General features: G+C 32.4%; 18 protein-coding genes. 4 read left to right on the top strand and 14 right to left on the bottom strand.

All coding sequences use genetic code 11. From position 1 onward, the window contains the following. Nucleotides 1–143 precede the first annotated feature (143 nt). From ACYQ3D_RS00750 to rimO, 3 genes are read right to left on the bottom strand one after another with little or no spacing between them, the layout of a single operon-like run. Nucleotides 144–590, bottom strand: coding sequence for a phosphatidylglycerophosphatase A family protein (locus ACYQ3D_RS00750; RefSeq protein ID WP_459835078.1), 447 nt, complete (start codon nt 588–590; stop codon nt 144–146). Then, nucleotides 583–1119, bottom strand: a complete 537-nt coding sequence (gene pgsA, locus ACYQ3D_RS00755; RefSeq protein WP_459835080.1) for a CDP-diacylglycerol--glycerol-3-phosphate 3-phosphatidyltransferase — start codon at nt 1117–1119, stop codon at nt 583–585. Before pgsA ends, ACYQ3D_RS00750 begins: the two co-directional genes overlap by 8 nt. Beyond that, entirely contained in the window at nt 1116–2444 is a 1329-nt protein-coding gene (gene rimO, locus ACYQ3D_RS00760) for a 30S ribosomal protein S12 methylthiotransferase RimO (RefSeq protein ID WP_459835083.1), read from the bottom strand. Before rimO ends, pgsA begins: the two co-directional genes overlap by 4 nt. Nucleotides 2445–2680: 236 nt before the next feature. On the opposite strand from rimO, the gene ACYQ3D_RS00765 reads away from it, so the two are divergent. Then, nucleotides 2681–2857 (top strand): hypothetical protein, encoded by a 177-nt coding sequence (locus tag ACYQ3D_RS00765; RefSeq protein WP_459835085.1) that lies wholly within the window; start codon nt 2681–2683, stop codon nt 2855–2857. A gap of 19 nt (nt 2858–2876) precedes the next feature. Here the strand turns inward: ACYQ3D_RS00765 and ACYQ3D_RS00770 are convergent, their stop codons facing one another. Then, nucleotides 2877–3326: a hypothetical protein gene (locus tag ACYQ3D_RS00770; protein ID WP_459835087.1), complete on the bottom strand. Its 450-nt coding sequence runs from the start codon at nt 3324–3326 to the stop codon at nt 2877–2879. Nucleotides 3327–3459: 133 nt separating this feature from the next. Between ACYQ3D_RS00770 and ACYQ3D_RS00775 the strand changes: the two genes are divergently transcribed. After that, nucleotides 3460–3600, top strand: a complete 141-nt coding sequence (locus tag ACYQ3D_RS00775) for a hypothetical protein (RefSeq protein WP_459835089.1) — start codon at nt 3460–3462, stop codon at nt 3598–3600. 69 nt (nt 3601–3669) lie between these two features. On the opposite strand, the gene ACYQ3D_RS00780 is transcribed toward ACYQ3D_RS00775, so the two are convergent. The 5 genes from ACYQ3D_RS00780 to ACYQ3D_RS00800 all read right to left on the bottom strand — a co-directional run bounded on the left by ACYQ3D_RS00780 (nt 3670) and on the right by ACYQ3D_RS00800 (nt 8483). After that, entirely contained in the window at nt 3670–4830 is a 1161-nt protein-coding gene (locus ACYQ3D_RS00780) for a LysM peptidoglycan-binding domain-containing protein (protein ID WP_459835091.1), read from the bottom strand. A gap of 41 nt (nt 4831–4871) precedes the next feature. Next, nucleotides 4872–5171, bottom strand: coding sequence for a DUF2103 domain-containing protein (locus tag ACYQ3D_RS00785; protein ID WP_459835094.1), 300 nt, complete (start codon nt 5169–5171; stop codon nt 4872–4874). 154 nt (nt 5172–5325) lie between these two features. Next, nucleotides 5326–6696, bottom strand: coding sequence for an argininosuccinate lyase (gene argH, locus ACYQ3D_RS00790; RefSeq protein ID WP_459835096.1), 1371 nt, complete (start codon nt 6694–6696; stop codon nt 5326–5328). Nucleotides 6697–6754: 58 nt separating this feature from the next. Continuing rightward, on the bottom strand, nt 6755–7258 hold the full coding sequence (locus tag ACYQ3D_RS00795) for a GNAT family N-acetyltransferase (RefSeq protein ID WP_459835098.1): 504 nt from the start codon (nt 7256–7258) through the stop codon (nt 6755–6757). 19 nt (nt 7259–7277) lie between these two features. After that, nucleotides 7278–8483, bottom strand: a complete 1206-nt coding sequence (locus ACYQ3D_RS00800; protein ID WP_459835101.1) for an argininosuccinate synthase — start codon at nt 8481–8483, stop codon at nt 7278–7280. A gap of 165 nt (nt 8484–8648) precedes the next feature. Here ACYQ3D_RS00800 and ACYQ3D_RS00805 point away from each other — a divergent pair, with 165 nt between their 5' ends. Further along, on the top strand, nt 8649–9173 hold the full coding sequence (locus tag ACYQ3D_RS00805; protein ID WP_459835103.1) for a DUF2238 domain-containing protein: 525 nt from the start codon (nt 8649–8651) through the stop codon (nt 9171–9173). Nucleotides 9174–9177: 4 nt separating this feature from the next. After that, entirely contained in the window at nt 9178–9759 is a 582-nt protein-coding gene (locus tag ACYQ3D_RS00810; RefSeq protein ID WP_459835105.1) for a class I SAM-dependent methyltransferase, read from the top strand. 73 nt (nt 9760–9832) lie between these two features. Here ACYQ3D_RS00810 and ablB read toward each other — a convergent pair whose 3' ends face one another. The 5 genes from ablB to ACYQ3D_RS00835 form a co-directional block, all read right to left on the bottom strand. After that, entirely contained in the window at nt 9833–10690 is an 858-nt protein-coding gene (gene ablB / locus ACYQ3D_RS00815; RefSeq protein WP_459835108.1) for a putative beta-lysine N-acetyltransferase, read from the bottom strand. Continuing rightward, complete coding sequence (gene kamA / locus ACYQ3D_RS00820; protein WP_459835110.1) at nt 10671–11954, bottom strand: lysine 2,3-aminomutase; 1284 nt, start codon at nt 11952–11954, stop codon at nt 10671–10673. The genes ablB and kamA overlap by 20 nt, the downstream gene beginning before the upstream one ends. A 192-nt stretch (nt 11955–12146) precedes the next feature. After that, on the bottom strand, nt 12147–13826 hold the full coding sequence (locus ACYQ3D_RS00825) for a SulP family inorganic anion transporter (protein ID WP_459835112.1): 1680 nt from the start codon (nt 13824–13826) through the stop codon (nt 12147–12149). Further along, nucleotides 13813–15477 carry a SulP family inorganic anion transporter gene (locus ACYQ3D_RS00830; protein WP_459835115.1) on the bottom strand — a complete coding sequence of 555 codons (1665 nt, stop codon included), beginning with the start codon at nt 15475–15477 and terminating at the stop codon, nt 13813–13815. The genes ACYQ3D_RS00825 and ACYQ3D_RS00830 overlap by 14 nt, the downstream gene beginning before the upstream one ends. Further along, the gene (locus ACYQ3D_RS00835; RefSeq protein ID WP_459835117.1) at nt 15474–15914 is read right to left on the bottom strand and encodes a Fur family transcriptional regulator; all 441 of its coding nucleotides are present in this window, start codon (nt 15912–15914) and stop codon (nt 15474–15476) included. Before ACYQ3D_RS00835 ends, ACYQ3D_RS00830 begins: the two co-directional genes overlap by 4 nt. Nucleotides 15915–15936 lie beyond the last annotated feature (22 nt).

Consider the following 15936-nt stretch of genomic DNA (forward strand, 5'->3'; position numbering starts at 1 on the left):
GGCAAATATGCTTTCTCAGCTATATTCCCCAGCCCAATAACTCCTACTTTCATCTTATCCCTCCATTACTATCAATAGCTTTCTTACTAGCCTTAGCTTTTCCTGCTACTAATAAAAAAAGAGTACAACATTACTGCTGTACTCTAAACAAAATGAATAATTATTCTTAATAATATATTAGCCACAATCCCAGCTCCAAGATCATCTAACATAATACCTACTCCACCTCGAAACTCCTGTAATTTATTTAGTGGATAGGGCTTATAAATATCAAAGATCCTAAATAAAATAAAAGCTGGGATTAACATATTCATTCCTAAACCATACATTGCTACTACTAATCCTACAATCTCATCAATCACAATTTGAGGTGCATCTTTTTCTCCATAGATAGCTTCAGCTTGATGAGCAATATAAGTTCCAGGAATCACTAAAATAAATACTAAGGGAAAACCAACTGGATCTACTATTCCTAATTGCATAACTAAAGCTAATAAAATTGCACCTACTACAGTTCCTGCTGTTCCCGGAGCTGTAGGGATTAAACCACTTTTAAATCCTGTCGCCAATAATTTAATCCAGTTATTCATTGCTATCCCCCTTAATCACTTCCTTAGAATTAATTAAATAATCTGCTCCTGAAATTACTGTTAACAAAACAGCAATCCATAATAATATTTGGCCCAGGGATAAACCTAAAGTTAAAGCAATGATAGCAAAAATTTGAGCATTTGTTTTATATTTACCTAAATTACTAGCAGCAATTACAATACCTTCTGAAGCTGCTAATACTCTTAAACCAGTCACCGCAAATTCACGTCCAATAATAATTACTACTGGCCAAGCTGAAATAACCCCTAAATCCACAAAAGCAACTAAAGCTGCTGAAATTAATAATTTATCAGCTAAAGGATCCATGAATTTTCCAAAATTAGTAATCAAATCCCGCTTACGAGCTAAATAACCATCAAGTCCATCCGTTGCAGCAGCAATTACAAACACACCTAAAGCAAAATACTGGCTATAAGGCAGACCAAAATCATGTAATAAAAAAACCATATAAACCGGAATTAAGACTATCCGAAATAAAGTAATCTTATTTGGTAAATTAAAATTCATTCTATCTCCACTCCCATTAAATCATATTCATATGCTGTAGTAATCCTTACTTTAATTAAATCTCCTATCTGAGCAGTAGTATCGTTAATATAGATAACCCCATCAACATCTGAAGCTTCTCTCTGACTTCTGCCCACCATAATTCTAGGCTCTTGAGATTGTACTTCTTCTACTAACACTTCTACTTCTTTACCTACTAATTGTTGGTTACGACGTTGGGAAATATCCTGTTGCAGTTGCATTACCCTATCGTATCGCTCTTCCTTTTTAGACTCTGAAATCTGATTAGGTAACTTTGCTGCCTCAGTTCCTTCTTCTTGAGAATAAGTAAAAGCTCCTAAACGATCGAATTCAGCCTGTTTAATAAACTCCAATAAATTAGCAAACTGATCTGGAGTTTCTCCCGGAAAGCCTACAATCACTGACGTTCTTAAAGCAATATCAGGAATCTGCTGTCGTAATTTATTAATCACTGCTAAAATTTCTTCTTTATCACCATTACGATTCATCTTGCGTCTGATTTCTGCATCAGCATGTTGAACTGGTAAATCAAGATAATTACAAATCTTATCCTCTTGCGCAATCAACTCAATTAATTCATCACTGACACGAGTTGGATAAGCATACAACAATCTCAACCAAGTAACTTTTTCAATAGCAACTAATCTCTTAAGCAATTCCACTAATCTAGCTTCTCCATAACGATCAATGCCATATTGAGTAATATCCTGAGCAATAATATTAATCTCTGTTACTCCTTGCTCCACTAAATCCTCTACTTCAGTCACTATGCTTTCTAGTGACCTACTTCTTAACCTTCCTCGCAATTGAGGAATTACACAATAAGAACAAAAATTATTACATCCTTCAGCAATCTTAACATAGGCTGTATGACCAGAAGTTAAAGTGTTCTTAGGTAATTCTTGGTCATAATCAAAGTCCGGATCACCAACTTTAACTTTTTTAGCCCCTGCTAAAGATTCTTCTATCACCTCTACAATTTCATCAAAATCTCCAGTACCTAATAAAGCATCTATTTCTGGTATTTCTGTAGCTAGCTCCTGATTATAACCTTGAACTAAACAACCTGTTGCTATTAACAAATCACAATTTCCTTCTTCTTTATATTCAGCTAATTGTAAAATACTATTAATTGATTCTTCTTTGGCATCAGCAACAAAGCCACAAGTATTAACGATTAATACATCAGCTGCTTTATAATCCTCTGTAATTTGATAACCTGCTTCTGCTATTAAACCCAGCATGATTTCAGAATCAACTTCATTTTTAGCACAACCTAGCGTTAATAATCCAACTTGTAACATTTTTTTCACCCTTCCACTAATAGCTTGCCTTATTTACTAAAAATTAAAATTAATATTTATTCCATCCTATTTCACTTTATAACATCAACTTATCTTTTTCAATATAAATCACTAAAAATCCTTTTTTAACTACAATTATTACTTCTACCACCTAAGACTATTTTTTCTAACATTATTACAACGTTTTTAACTAATGCTATAAATAAGCCTTTCAATTTAATTAAGGAGGGTATAATATGCTAGATTATACAGACCTAAACGGACTAAAAGAAATTGCAGGAGATCTAGAAAAAATTCAGCAGCAGAAATTCAATGATGTACATTATATCAAAGAAGATGAACTAGAGGGTGTTATTAGCCTCCTTAAAGCTATTATTAACACTAAAGAATTTAACCAAAAAATAAGAAGGTAGCCTATATTTCTGGGCTACCTTAATGATAAAAACTTAATAAAGATAGAGCATTAAAAGCATAAGCAAACTCAAGCAATCCTAAAATAAAATTAATCTTTCGTTTCTGATAGTAACTTTGCCGATTAACCTCTTTAAACTGCTCAAAATCCTCCACTGAATTAATCAATAACTTCTGCCCTAATTTAAATATCCCTACAAAAATTAAAATATAACTAATAACATTCAGTAGTGGATAATTATTAAATAAAACTATATTTGCTACATAATATAAAATTAAGAAAAAATAAAATATAAAACTAGTGAACTTCATCATCAAAAAAGGATTGCTCTGTTGCCCAACTGTCTGTAATTGCTGCTTCATTTCCTTAAATTCCTCTTTATGCCGGCGAAAACTCTTCTTTGCATCCTTTAACTTAATAATGCTAACTATTATATAGATTATAGACAAAAAACCAATATACTTTTTCATAACTGCCCTCCTTTACATTATAACCTCTTAATTACATACTAAAATAATAATTAGTAAAAAAGTTTAACAAAAATGGAAACATTATATATAATGTTTAAAAGTAGCTTACTAACCCTAAAGGAGGAATTTAACTATGAGTCACATAGTAGAGCAAACTTATAATTACTTATATCAAAAGCTAAGAGAGATTCAAGAAATCGATAATTGTTTCATTAGGTTTGAAGCTTTACAAAAGCTACAAGCGGAAATTGAATATTCCTGTCCCCCCCCGTAAAATGAAACAAGATTTATTACTTGAAACGGAAAACAAGATTAAACAAGCAGAAACTAATTATCTGAAATACTAATAATCAAGTGGGCCCTGCTCTACATTATATTCATCAGCTGTATCTTCTTCAAGAATAGTAGTTTCTGGATCAGAATCTTCTTCGTTTTCTTCATCCTCTTCAGACTTTAATTCTTTTAATCGTTGTAACAATTGATCATACTTCTTTTTAAGTTCTTGGAGTTCTTGTTGTTGTTTAGCTATTAAACTAGACTGTTCTTCAATTGTTCGGTCATACTCCTCTAAATTGATTTTATTAGTCAACTGCTTAGTATCTTTTTTATCAACTGATTCATTCTGTTGATTAGTTAATTGATAAGCTTTAGTTACTAACCGCATAATATCTTCTTTCCGGCTCGGATTTACTTGATAAGAAAGTTGTGATAGATAATAAAAATAAGCTGGATAATCTAGATACGCATTATCCACTTGGGGAATATATATCTTCTCTCCTGGATAAAGTTCATCAGGATCTGTTAGCTGATCGTTAGCACTTAATATCATATGAAATGGCACATTATATTGTTTAGCTAATTTATACAAGTTATCTCCTTTGTTGGCTCTAATTACAGAAACATTGCCAAAGCCTTTTAAACCTAATGATAGTTGGAGATAACGATTAATCTGTTTAGATAATAGGTCTTCTTCTAACTTCTCTAAATTATCTTGCTTAGGACTAGTACCCTGCTTGATATCAGTTACTTTAGCTGGATTATAATTACCTACCTGCGAAGGATAATCTAAATTCAGTTCTAAAGGAGGTAAATTAGAAACTAAATAATTAGCTAAACCTATTAAAGTATCTACTTTTCTTTCCGCCTGTAACTGATAGTCTTTAGCCTGCATTTTAAATTGCTGTCTCTTTTCCTCTTGCGAAATAGGAATTTGCTCTCTACCTTGTTTAAAAGTTTCATTTAATTTTAAATCTTTATTAATCTCACTAACTAAGATAATACTCTTTAAATAAATAGACTTAGCTAGATAATTAGATGAAGAAAAATCTTTTAAAATAACTTCATCTAAATAACTCTTAGCCTGATCTAAATTTTTATTCTCAAAAGACTGCACTGCTAATTTATAATTCTCAAAGGGTAATCTATTAGCATTAGCAACAGAAATAAAACCTATTAAACAAACAAATAAAGCACTTACTAGAACAATCTGAGGCCAATTTTTCATCCTGCACCTCCTCATTAAATCTCTATCCTTAATTCCTAACTTTATTTAACTAATTCATTTTGTTTCATTAGTTGAATAGCTTGTTCCGAATCATCAGTTACTACAAATACTTCCTGGACTGAAGAACTATTTTTAGCTAAAATCTTAATTCCGCTAGGAGTATCATACTTTAATTTAAGGTGAGCAGGCATCCCACTACCACCTCGTTGATTGATTCTACCGGGAATAATACTCTGTATTATAGATAATTGAGATAATTTTTGTAATAAAGGTAACACATCTTCAATTATGGTGTGTTCTTGTTTAATTTTATTAGTTCTATACTTATTATCCTTAGCCATAATTTATCTCCTTTCTAATATTAATTTCTCATATTATATTATATAACAAACTACTGAATTATCCAAATCAATCATTGATACACTGGTAATTTATCCTTAATTTAAATTCAATAATAAAAAAAGAACTACAGAATTAAATTCTGTAGTCCACTTCTTAATTTATATTTTCTTGTTCTTGCTTGATCACTTTACAGACTTCTTCTTTAGCTGGACCACCAATTATATCTCGCGCATCAACACAATTTTCAATATCAATTGCTTGGTAAATATCCTCATTAAACACTTCTGAAAATTCCTGCCATTCTTCTAAACTTAAATCCGACAATTTCTGGTCTTGCTCCAGACAGTAATAAACTATCTGTCCTACTATCTCATGGGCTTGTCTAAAGGGAATCTCCTGCTCAACTAAATAATCAGCTACATCAGTAGCATTCACAAATCCTTTTTCTGTTGCTTCTTTCATCTTATCTTTCTTAAATTCAGTATTGGCTAACATCCTACTCATCACTTCTAAACTTAGCTTAAGTGTATCTACTGTATCAAATAGTCCTTCTTTATCCTCTTGCATATCCTTATTATAAGCTAAAGGAAGCCCCTTCATAGTAGTTAATAGCTGAATTAAATTACCATAAACTCGTCCTGTCTTACCGCGAACTAACTCAGGAATATCAGGATTCTTCTTCTGAGGCATAATACTACTTCCGGTACAGAAAGCATCAGCTATCTCAACAAATTCAAACTCTGCTGAAGCCCAGAGGATAAGTTCTTCACTAAAGCGGCTTAAGTGCATCATAGTTGTCGAAGCTGCTGCTAAAAACTCAAGCACAAAATCACGATCACTAACTGCATCTAAACTATTATGACTTACTTGAGAAAAATCTAATTCCTGAGCTACAAATTCGCGATCAATAGCAAATTTAGTCCCTGCTAATGCTCCAGCACCTAATGGTAGAACATCAACTCGTTTATAACAGTCTTCTAACCGCTGTTGGTCACGTTTTAACTTTTGTTGATAAGCTAATAAGTGATGGCTTAATCTAATTGGCTGGGCTCGTTGTAAATGAGTATAACCAGGCATAATTAAATCTATATTTTCTTGGGCTACCTCTAATAAAACTTCTTGGAACTGCATAATTAATTCTTGAATCTGCTCGAGTTGATCTTTGAGATATAATCTAACATCTAACGCTACTTGGTCATTTCTACTCCGGGCTGTATGTAACTTGCCTCCTACTTCTCCTATCTTTTCTGTTAAACGATGTTCAATATTCATATGAATATCTTCTAGTTCAACCTTAAACTCAAACTCGCCCTGTTTTATCTCTTCTGAAATTTCCTGTAACCCAGCTATTATTGTATCCTTCTCTTCTTCGGTTATAATCCCACATTTAGCTAACATTTTTGCATGAGCAATACTACCTTGGATATCATACTGGGCTAATTTATAGTCAAAACCAATTGAGGCATTAAATTCTTCTAATAGTTTATCAGTTTCAGCTGCAAATCGACCATCCCATAACTTCATGTTATCACCCTAACCTTTATAGTTTACAGTTTATAATTGAGAATTGATAGTTTAAAAATCAAATCCAACTCTCAATTCTCCACTCTCTACTCTCAACCCTCAATTCCTTCTTTAATTTTGCTCGTGTATAATCATCATCTTCTCTGATTTTAACTATCTGATAATCTAAACTTTGATAAAACTTAAGCAATTCTTTCTTTCTATAAGCAGAATACAGTATTACCTCTTGGCCACCTTTATCTTTTACTCGCTGCTCCACTGCTTTAATTAACTTGTGGCCTACTTGATGACCTTGGTAGCTATCTAAAACCCCTAGGCGACTTAAACAGTACTCGCCATCATTGATAGGATAAAACCGGACTGAACCAGCAGGTTGGCCCTCTACATAAGCAAGTAATACTTCCTTGCTCTTAATATCCTCTACTACATCCTCTCTACTCTCTTCTAAAGCAGGAACTAGAGAAGAAAAAGCAGGACCCAAATAATCTTGGAAAGCCTGCTTAGTTAAATCAAAAACTAGTTTACTATCTTCTAGCCCTGCCTTTTTAATTTTACATTTCATATTTTTTACCTCGCAGTTATTATTTATTATGCACCTTGCTATTAACTTTAAGAGGTAAACCAAATAACTCAATAAATCCTTCGGCAGACTGATGACTAAAAGTATCAGATTTCTCATAAGTAGCTAAGTTCTCCTGGTATAAAGAATCCTTAGACTCTCTTCCTACTACTGTACAATTTCCTTTATATAATTTAACTTTAACTGTTCCATTGACATACTGTTGTGTCTGGTTAACAAAAGCATCTAGAGCCTTTTTAAGGGGCGAAAACCACTGGCCATAATAAACAATTTCAGAATATTTATCAGCTATTGCTTGTTTATAATGAGCTGTTTCTCTATCTAATGTTAAATCTTCTAATTCACTATGAGCTTGTAATAAAACTGTATAAGCTGGAACTTCATAAATTTCTCGCGACTTAATTCCTACTAATCTGTTTTCCACCATATCAATTCTGCCTACTCCATGCTTAGTTGCTAGTTCATTTAATTGATTTACTAGACTAACTGGATCTAATTCTTCTCCATTTAAAGCAACAGGCTCTCCTTCTTTAAAGGAAAGTTCTACATATTCTGGATCATCTGGAGCCTCTTCTGGAGCTGTAGTAATTTGATAGACTTCTGCTGGTGGTTCACAAGCCGGGTCTTCTAAAACACCACATTCAATACTAACTCCTAACATATTTCTATCTATACTATAAGGACTTTCTTTAGTTGCTCCTACTGGAATTCCTTTTTCCTGGGCATATTCAATCTGCTCAGCTCGAGAATCAAATTCCCATTCTCTTAAAGGAGCTACAATTTCAATCCCTGGGCTTAAAGCCTGAAAAGAGACATCAAATCGTACTTGATCATTTCCTTTTCCTGTACAACCGTGAGCTACTGCATCAGCTCCTTCTTTCTTAGCTACTTCAATCATTTTCTTAGCGATTAATGGTCGTGAATAAGCAGTAGTTAACGGATACTTATCCTCATAAATTGCTCCTGCTTGTAAGCCCTTAAAAGCATACTCAGTTAAAAATTCTTCTTTTAAGTCATCAACATAAGCTGCCACTGCCCCTGTTTCTAAAGCTTTCTCCTTAACTGGAGCTAGAGGTTCATTCTGTCCTACATCAGCTGAATAAGTAACAACCTCTACATCATATTTATCCTGTAACCATTTAATCGCTACTGATGTATCTAAGCCACCCGAATAAGCCATTACTACCTTATTAATATCATCTTTCATTTTTAATTCCCCCTAATATATAATTAACTGAAGCTTCATTTCATCTTTGTTAGTATCATTATACATACCAGTGAATAAAAATACAACATAATTATAAAAGTAACAATTTTCTGAAAATTATAATTACTCCTAATCAGGTTATATTAGATAATAGGAAGTGAAAAAATGGATAAAATAATAATCGGAATCCAAACCATTGGACACCAAAATTATAGTATTCTATATGAGATAATTGTTATTACCGCTTTGTGGTTAAGTTATACGGTTATAGAAATTAAATCAAATCTCCAGCTAGATGATTATACTAAAACAATGGTGTTTTTAACTCTAATAATCCATATTTTAGTAGGCCAATATCTTGATTTTTACAATAAATTTTCAGTTTTTGATATTCTACTACATATCTTGGGTACTTATGCTTTTACTCTTTTCACTTATTTATTATTAAATCAAATAATCAACAAACCAATACTTTCCCAAACTTATAAATTTATATTTATAATATTATTAGGAATTAGTTTAGGAACCAGTTTTGAATTAATAGAATTTTTAATTGATCTAGGATTCAATTTAAATCCTCCTATGCAAAACGGATTAATTGATACAAATTTGGATTTAGTTGCTGATATAATAGGAGGACTAATTGCCGCCTGTCATTTAACTATTACTAACTTTATAAAGAAAGGATGAAATAATGAACTTACCCCCTCAGCTATACCACTGGCTTGTGCGCCCTAAATGGTTAACAAACATATATATTAATAATCTTCTAACAAACAACTTTACTTTTCAGGATAAAGAAATACTAGATTTTGGCTGTGGAATTGGAGCAACTTGTCCTATCTTTAATCCAGATCATTATCTAGGAGTAGATCCAGACCAACAAAGAATTAACTATGCTACTAATCTACATCCTAATTATCAATTTCTCGTTTTAACAGAAAACCACTTAAACTTACCGCCTAATTCAATTGACTATGTTCTTCTTATAGCCGTCTTACATCATATGTCTAGAGCAGAAATAAAGGAAATTTTACCGCAACTACAACGGATATTGACTCCAACAGGAAAGATACTAGCTATTGAACCACATTTCGTTTCCAATAGCCAACTTAATAATCAATTTATGGATCTAATTGATAATGGATCATATATTCGAACAACTAATAAATATTTTACAATATTCCAAAATCATAATTATCAAGTTAATCCTATTAAAAAGTATAGTAAATTATTTTTCTACAATGAAGTATTCTTCTCCGCTACCCCAAGTTAGTTTTCTATTTACAACTTAGAGAAAATAAAAAAGGGGCCAACGCCCCCACTTAAAATCAATCTTAAGCTAAAACTTAACCGATTACTTTACACCAGAGATTCATATCCTCTAATCCCCCAGCAATATTACAATTTTTAATTAAAGTTCCTTTATATTGATAACCAGCCTGACTAAAGATCTTATTAACACCATATATCTGGCCCCGAGCAATAGTATATAGTGATCTATAATCTCTATCCTTAAGCTCTTCCTCTAATCTCTGCAATAAATAACTAGCTAATCCTTGTCCCCGAACCTGAGGTAAAGTAGCAAAATCAGTCATCTCAGCATTCTGATAGGCAAGTATAGTCTCTGCTGCTGCAGCAGCTACTAAATTTGATCCTTGATATACCATACCATAAATAACATCCTGATCCATCATCTTTTTTAAATATTCTTCCTGATCAATAGGATAAGGATAAGAGGAGAAAACTTCAGCATATAACTGGGCCAACTCTGGAATATCTGAGTTTTCAGCTACCTTAAACTGATACTCTTTAGGTAATTCTTGGCTATCTTTAGTAGGTAACTGCTGGACTTCTGTTAATAACTCTTCATTTTGAGCTTTATTTTCTCTAGTTCGGCGTTGATCAGATAAATAATAAGCTATTGTAGCTGCATCAGCAGTGGGGTAAAACTGGTCAATTATGGCTTCCGTCTCAAAACCAACTGCTCTAAAATCATCTTGAGCAGCACAAGGTATCTTGGCCCAGATCTTAGTAAAATCATTCTCCTGGGCTAAAGCAACTAATTTTTCTCTCAAACCGGCTAGATTAAATCCTTGATAATTCTTAATTACTATCCGTTGGTTTAAAGGAGATAAATTAACTTGGGCCTGATAATCCTCTCCAGTAACCTCTAATTTAGAATCATTATTCCTCATTATTTCCATAATCCCGCTCACTACTTTGTAAACTAATAGTATCATTCTCTTCAGAGAATAGCTGTTGTAAACCAACTTCTTCTTGCTTAGCTTTTTCATCCTCTAGTGGATTATCACAGATAGTACAGTCTGGAGGACAATTACACTCCTGATCCTCTGGTTCAGTATAGACAGAAATTGTTCCTTCAAAGTTACGCAAAATAGTCTTTCGATTAGAATTAGACAATAAATAATTGGGACTGACTGGAATCTTACCGCCACCTCCAGGAGCATCAACTACATAACGAGGTACAGCAAAACCAGAAGTATGCCCGATTAAATGCTCCATAATCTCTATTCCTTTAGAAATTGGTGTTCTAAAATGTTCAATTCCCCGGGATAAATCACACTGATACATATAATAAGGCCGAACTCTATTTTCGACTAATTTATGCATTAAATTCTTAATAATTTCAGGACAATCATTAACATCCTTTAGCAAAACTGTTTGATTACCTAACGGGACCCCCGCATTAGCTAACTTAGCTAGTGCTTTTTCTGATTCCGGAGTAATCTCTTTTTCATGATTAAAATGGGTATTAATCCAGACAGAGCCAACTTCCCGATTTAATCTCTCTAACATATCTACTAAAGAATCATTAATCCTCTGCGGTAGCACAACTGGTATTCTACTACCAATTCGGACAATATCCACGTGAGGAATTTCGTATAACTCCTGAATGATTTCCTCTAATAGATCTTCATCTAATAGTAAGGGATCGCCTCCAGATAATAGAACATCTCTTACTTGCGGAGTATTTCTAATATAGTCAATTCCCGCTTCTATTTCTTCGCGATTAACTAACCCCTCATCCTCACCTACTTTTCTTTTTCTAGTACAATGTCGACAGAACATAGAACACTTATTAGTAACTAATAACAAGACTCGATCAGGATAGCGATGAGTTAAACCATCTACAGGAGAATCTTCATCCTCGTGAAGTGGATCCTCCATTTCATAATTAGATTTTTTTAACTCAAATTTATGGGGGACAGCTTGTTGCTTAATAGGACATAACGGATCAGCAAAATCAATCAATGAAGCATAATAAGGAGTAATTGACATCGGAAAAATATCAGCTGCTTCTTTAATCTGACTAGCTTCTGTATCTGAAATAGCAAATTTAGTCTGTAACTCTTCTACTGTAGTAATGCTATTTTCCAGTTGCCACTGCCAATCATTCCATTCTTCTCCAGTACAATCCCAGGTTTGACTGATCTCTGTAAAATCCACTTTAATATCTCCTCCTAATCAGATAATAAAAAAATCTGAACCACTACTTTTCAGCTTAGCGATTCAGATTAATTTACTTCCCTCTGCTTTTATCTTATTTTCCATTAAAATACTAACAATTATTTCCTAGAAAGTCAAACACAAAAATCCGATTAGACTATATTAGCTCCCAAATGCTTAAATAAATAATTTCTAATTGCTTTCTTTGTCATCTTCAGCTGTCTCTACAGCTTCAATAGTTGAAGACAAAATTTCACTTTGGGAATGAAAAATATTTTTCTTTCCTATCTTAGATACAATCCCAAAATTATCTAAAGAATTATATACATCACTTCCTAAACCAGATAATAAAACATCTCCATCATTATTTTGGACCTTTACAATAAATTTATCCAATTCCTTAATAGCAGTTAAATCAATTTTTTCAATATCACGCATTCTAATAATAAAAGTCTGTTCTTCTTTATAAATCTCATCTAATTCGTCTTTAAGATTATCAGCTGCATTAAAATGTAGATTTCCTGCTACATTAACAACTAAATAATTATTATCTTGATCCACTTCCTCTAATTCTTTTTCAGCTAATTTATTATCCGCCTGGTCACTATAATCCATTGGATACAGGTTAACTTTACTACTTTCTCTTAAAACAATTAACAAGGAGATAGAAACTCCTAAATAAATTGCATATTCTAAACTAGGTAACGTAATAACAGCTAAACAAGTAACTACAAAAATTACAGCATCAGATCTAGTAGTATGAAAAACTCTAATTATTTCTTGAATATCAAACATTTGATAGGCAGCTAACATTATTAAACCAGCCAGACTAGCAATTGGTACATAAAATACTACTTTATCAAATACAAACATAAATAACATAATAGCTAAAGCAGTAAAAAATTCTGCCAATCTGCTTTTAGCTCCTACCTGATAATTAACAAAAGAATTAGTAAAAGAACCTGCACTTGCAAAGCAATTAAAAAAGGAAGATATAAAATTAATAATTCCTTGTCCTATAAATTCTTGGTTAACATCTACTTCTTCCTCAGATCTATCCTCTAGCGATTTAACAATAGCTAGCGTTTGGATTAATCCAATAATAGCAACTGATAATGCTTTACTCCATAAATCAAGCCCTAATTCCATATTAAGATCAAATAAATTAAAAGTAGGAATAGCAGATGGTAAACTACCTACAATCTCAACTTGACTCTCTAAATTAAGGAAATAAACAACTATAGTAGGAATAATAATCCCTAGTAGATAAGACGGCAATTTATCATTTATTCTTTTAAATAACAAAATACTAATTATAGTCGTAATTCCTAAAACCAAAGCCCATAAATTAGCAGTTTCTAATTGATTAATAATAGAATAAAATTTTAAAAATAAATTAATTCCTCTAACTTCTGCTAACTCTAATAAATTTTCCACTTGCCCCACAGCAATAATTAAAGCAGTACCAGAAGTTAAACCTACTATTACTGAATGAGAAATGTAATTAACTAAATTGCCTAATCTCAACATCCCAAATAGAAACTGGAAGATTCCTACCAAGCATGTTAACAATAGTATAGCTGATAAATAGTTTTCCTCCGCAACAAAACTTAAATTACTAGCAATAGCCATAGCCATTAAGTTAGTAGGTCCTACAATCATATAATTAGAAGCTCCTACTATACTACCTATTAACATCGAAACTATAGAAGTATACAGCCCATAAATTGGACTAATCCCTATAATTAAAGCATAAGCCATATTTTGGGGTAAAGCAAGAGCTGCTACCGATAACCCAGCCCTTAAATCATCCTTTACATCTTGTAAATTAATATTTGCTAACTTTTCGCTTAATTGACTAATTGTTATCACCTTCTTTACCTTCTACTTCTTCATTTTCAGCCGATTCAACAGCATCAATAGTGGAAGACAAAAATTCATCTTGAGTATAGAAAACATTTTCTTCTCCTACTTGAGAAATAATTCCTAATTCATTTAATATTTCATATTTATCTTCCCCTACTCCAGATAATAATACCTGTTGCTTATCGGCTTGGACTTTAGAAATAAATTTCTCTAATTCTTTAACTGATGTCAAATCAATCCGGTCGATATTTTTAACTCTAATTACAAATCCTTTAGCCTCTAAAGAATTTAATTCTTTTTTTAAATTATCAGCTGCACTAAAATTTAAGTCACCTGCTATATCAAGTACTACATATTCATCTTTAGTTACCTCTTCGGGCTCTTTATAGGATAATTTAGTATCAGAATCTTCATCATAGCTCATCTGTTCCATTTTAACTTTACTACTTTCTTTAACTACTACTACTAAAGAAATTAAAACTCCTAAATAAATTGCATACTCTAAACGAGGTAATAAAATTGTAGCAAATAAGGTAACAATAAAGATTAATGAATCAGCTTTATCAGCCTTTAAATTTAGGATTATTTCTTCTCGATCAATCATCTTAACTGCTACTATCATTATTAAAGCTGCTAAACCAGTAATTGGAATATAGCGGACTACTGGATTAAAGAGAATTAAAAATAAAGCAATAGTAATAGCTGCTACTAACTCAGCTAGTCTAGTTTTAGCTCCGGCTTGATAATTAACAAAAGAATTAGTAAAGGAACCTGCACTCGCAAAACCACTATAAAAAGGAGTACCTAGATTAATTAACCCCTGCCCAATAAACTCTTTATTGATCTCTATTTCCTGTTCAGTTTTACTTTCCAATGACTTAACTACTGCTAAAGTTTGAATCAATCCTACTATTGCAACTGCTAAGGCTTTAGTAGATAATTTAGTTAGCAACTTAAAATTAAATTCTAACATCTGAAATTTAGGTAAAGAAGCTGGGAGGTGACCTACAACTTGCAGACTATCCCCTAAATTAAAAATATATACTACTAAGGTAGCAATACTAATAGCAAACAAATAAGAAGGAAACTTTTCTCCAATCTGCTCCCCAATTAAAATTATAGCTATAGTTAGTAATCCTAAAGATAAAGCCACTAAATCAACCTGACCTAGATTACTAATAATCACTTTTAAAGTATAAAATAAATTAGGAGTCTTACCTACAGTTACTTCTAATAAATTAGGTAATTGGCCTACTCCAATAATAAAGGCAGTTCCCGTAATTAAACCTACTATCACAGAATGAGAAATATAATTTACTAAATTACCAAGCTTAAAAATCCCTAATAATAACTGAAATACTCCTACTAAAAAAGTTAATACTAAGACTGCTTCTAAATAACTTCCTTGTTGGACAAAATTTAAGTTACTGGCAATAGCCATAGCCATTAAGTTAGTCGGGCCAACAATCATATGATTAGAAACTCCAACCACAGTAGCTATGATTTTAGATACTATAGAAGTATACAGACCATAAACAGGATTGACTCCTGCAATTAAAGCATAAGCCATATTCTGTGGCAGAGATAAGGCTGCTACTGAAAGCCCAGCTAATAAATCCGAAGCCAAAAATTTAAATTTATAATTTCTAATGTTCATTCTTTATTGCCCCCTGCTTTCTGTTGGCAAGTAGGACACAAACCATAAAATTTCATTCTATGCTCTGTGATCCTATAACTAGTTTTACTTTTTAACTCCGCTTTATATTCTTCCAAAGGACAGTCTAGAGGAATAATTTCATTACAGTCAACACAGACTAAATGATGATGATGCTTCTCAGTGATTAACTCAAATCTACTTGCCTGAGTAGTAAATTTCAATTTCCGAACAATGTCTTCTCCGACAAAATAATTTAGATTACGATAGATAGTTGATAACCTTAGTTGAGGCTGCTTCTTCTTTATTTGAGTAAATATCTCTTCGGCTGACTTAGGAACATCGCTTTCTACTAGCACTTTTAAGATAGCACAACGTTGTTTAGTACATTTAATGCCCTTAGTCTTTAGTTTTTCTTCCCAAACAGCTAGTTGGCCCATAATTTTCTCCTTTCCCTACCTA

It is taken from the genome of Halanaerobaculum tunisiense (assembly GCF_054657635.1).

Bases quoted from the DNA above. Each gene is read 5' to 3' on its own strand.
- ACYQ3D_RS00750 (WP_459835078.1), bottom strand. From the start codon at position 590: ATGAATAACTGGATTAAATTATTGGCGACAGGATTTAAAAGTGGTTTA.
- pgsA (WP_459835080.1), bottom strand. From the start codon at position 1,119: ATGAATTTTAATTTACCAAATAAGATTACTTTATTTCGGATAGTCTTA.
- rimO (WP_459835083.1), bottom strand. From the start codon at position 2,444: ATGTTACAAGTTGGATTATTAACGCTAGGTTGTGCTAAAAATGAAGTT.
- ACYQ3D_RS00765 (WP_459835085.1), top strand. From the start codon at position 2,681: ATGCTAGATTATACAGACCTAAACGGACTAAAAGAAATTGCAGGAGAT.
- ACYQ3D_RS00770 (WP_459835087.1), bottom strand. From the start codon at position 3,326: ATGAAAAAGTATATTGGTTTTTTGTCTATAATCTATATAATAGTTAGC.
- ACYQ3D_RS00775 (WP_459835089.1), top strand. From the start codon at position 3,460: ATGAGTCACATAGTAGAGCAAACTTATAATTACTTATATCAAAAGCTA.
- ACYQ3D_RS00780 (WP_459835091.1), bottom strand. From the start codon at position 4,830: ATGAAAAATTGGCCTCAGATTGTTCTAGTAAGTGCTTTATTTGTTTGT.
- ACYQ3D_RS00785 (WP_459835094.1), bottom strand. From the start codon at position 5,171: ATGGCTAAGGATAATAAGTATAGAACTAATAAAATTAAACAAGAACAC.
- argH (WP_459835096.1), bottom strand. From the start codon at position 6,696: ATGAAGTTATGGGATGGTCGATTTGCAGCTGAAACTGATAAACTATTA.
- ACYQ3D_RS00795 (WP_459835098.1), bottom strand. From the start codon at position 7,258: ATGAAATGTAAAATTAAAAAGGCAGGGCTAGAAGATAGTAAACTAGTT.
- ACYQ3D_RS00800 (WP_459835101.1), bottom strand. From the start codon at position 8,483: ATGAAAGATGATATTAATAAGGTAGTAATGGCTTATTCGGGTGGCTTA.
- ACYQ3D_RS00805 (WP_459835103.1), top strand. From the start codon at position 8,649: ATGGATAAAATAATAATCGGAATCCAAACCATTGGACACCAAAATTAT.
- ACYQ3D_RS00810 (WP_459835105.1), top strand. From the start codon at position 9,178: ATGAACTTACCCCCTCAGCTATACCACTGGCTTGTGCGCCCTAAATGG.
- ablB (WP_459835108.1), bottom strand. From the start codon at position 10,690: ATGGAAATAATGAGGAATAATGATTCTAAATTAGAGGTTACTGGAGAG.
- ACYQ3D_RS00830 (WP_459835115.1), bottom strand. From the start codon at position 15,477: ATGAACATTAGAAATTATAAATTTAAATTTTTGGCTTCGGATTTATTA.
- ACYQ3D_RS00835 (WP_459835117.1), bottom strand. From the start codon at position 15,914: ATGGGCCAACTAGCTGTTTGGGAAGAAAAACTAAAGACTAAGGGCATT.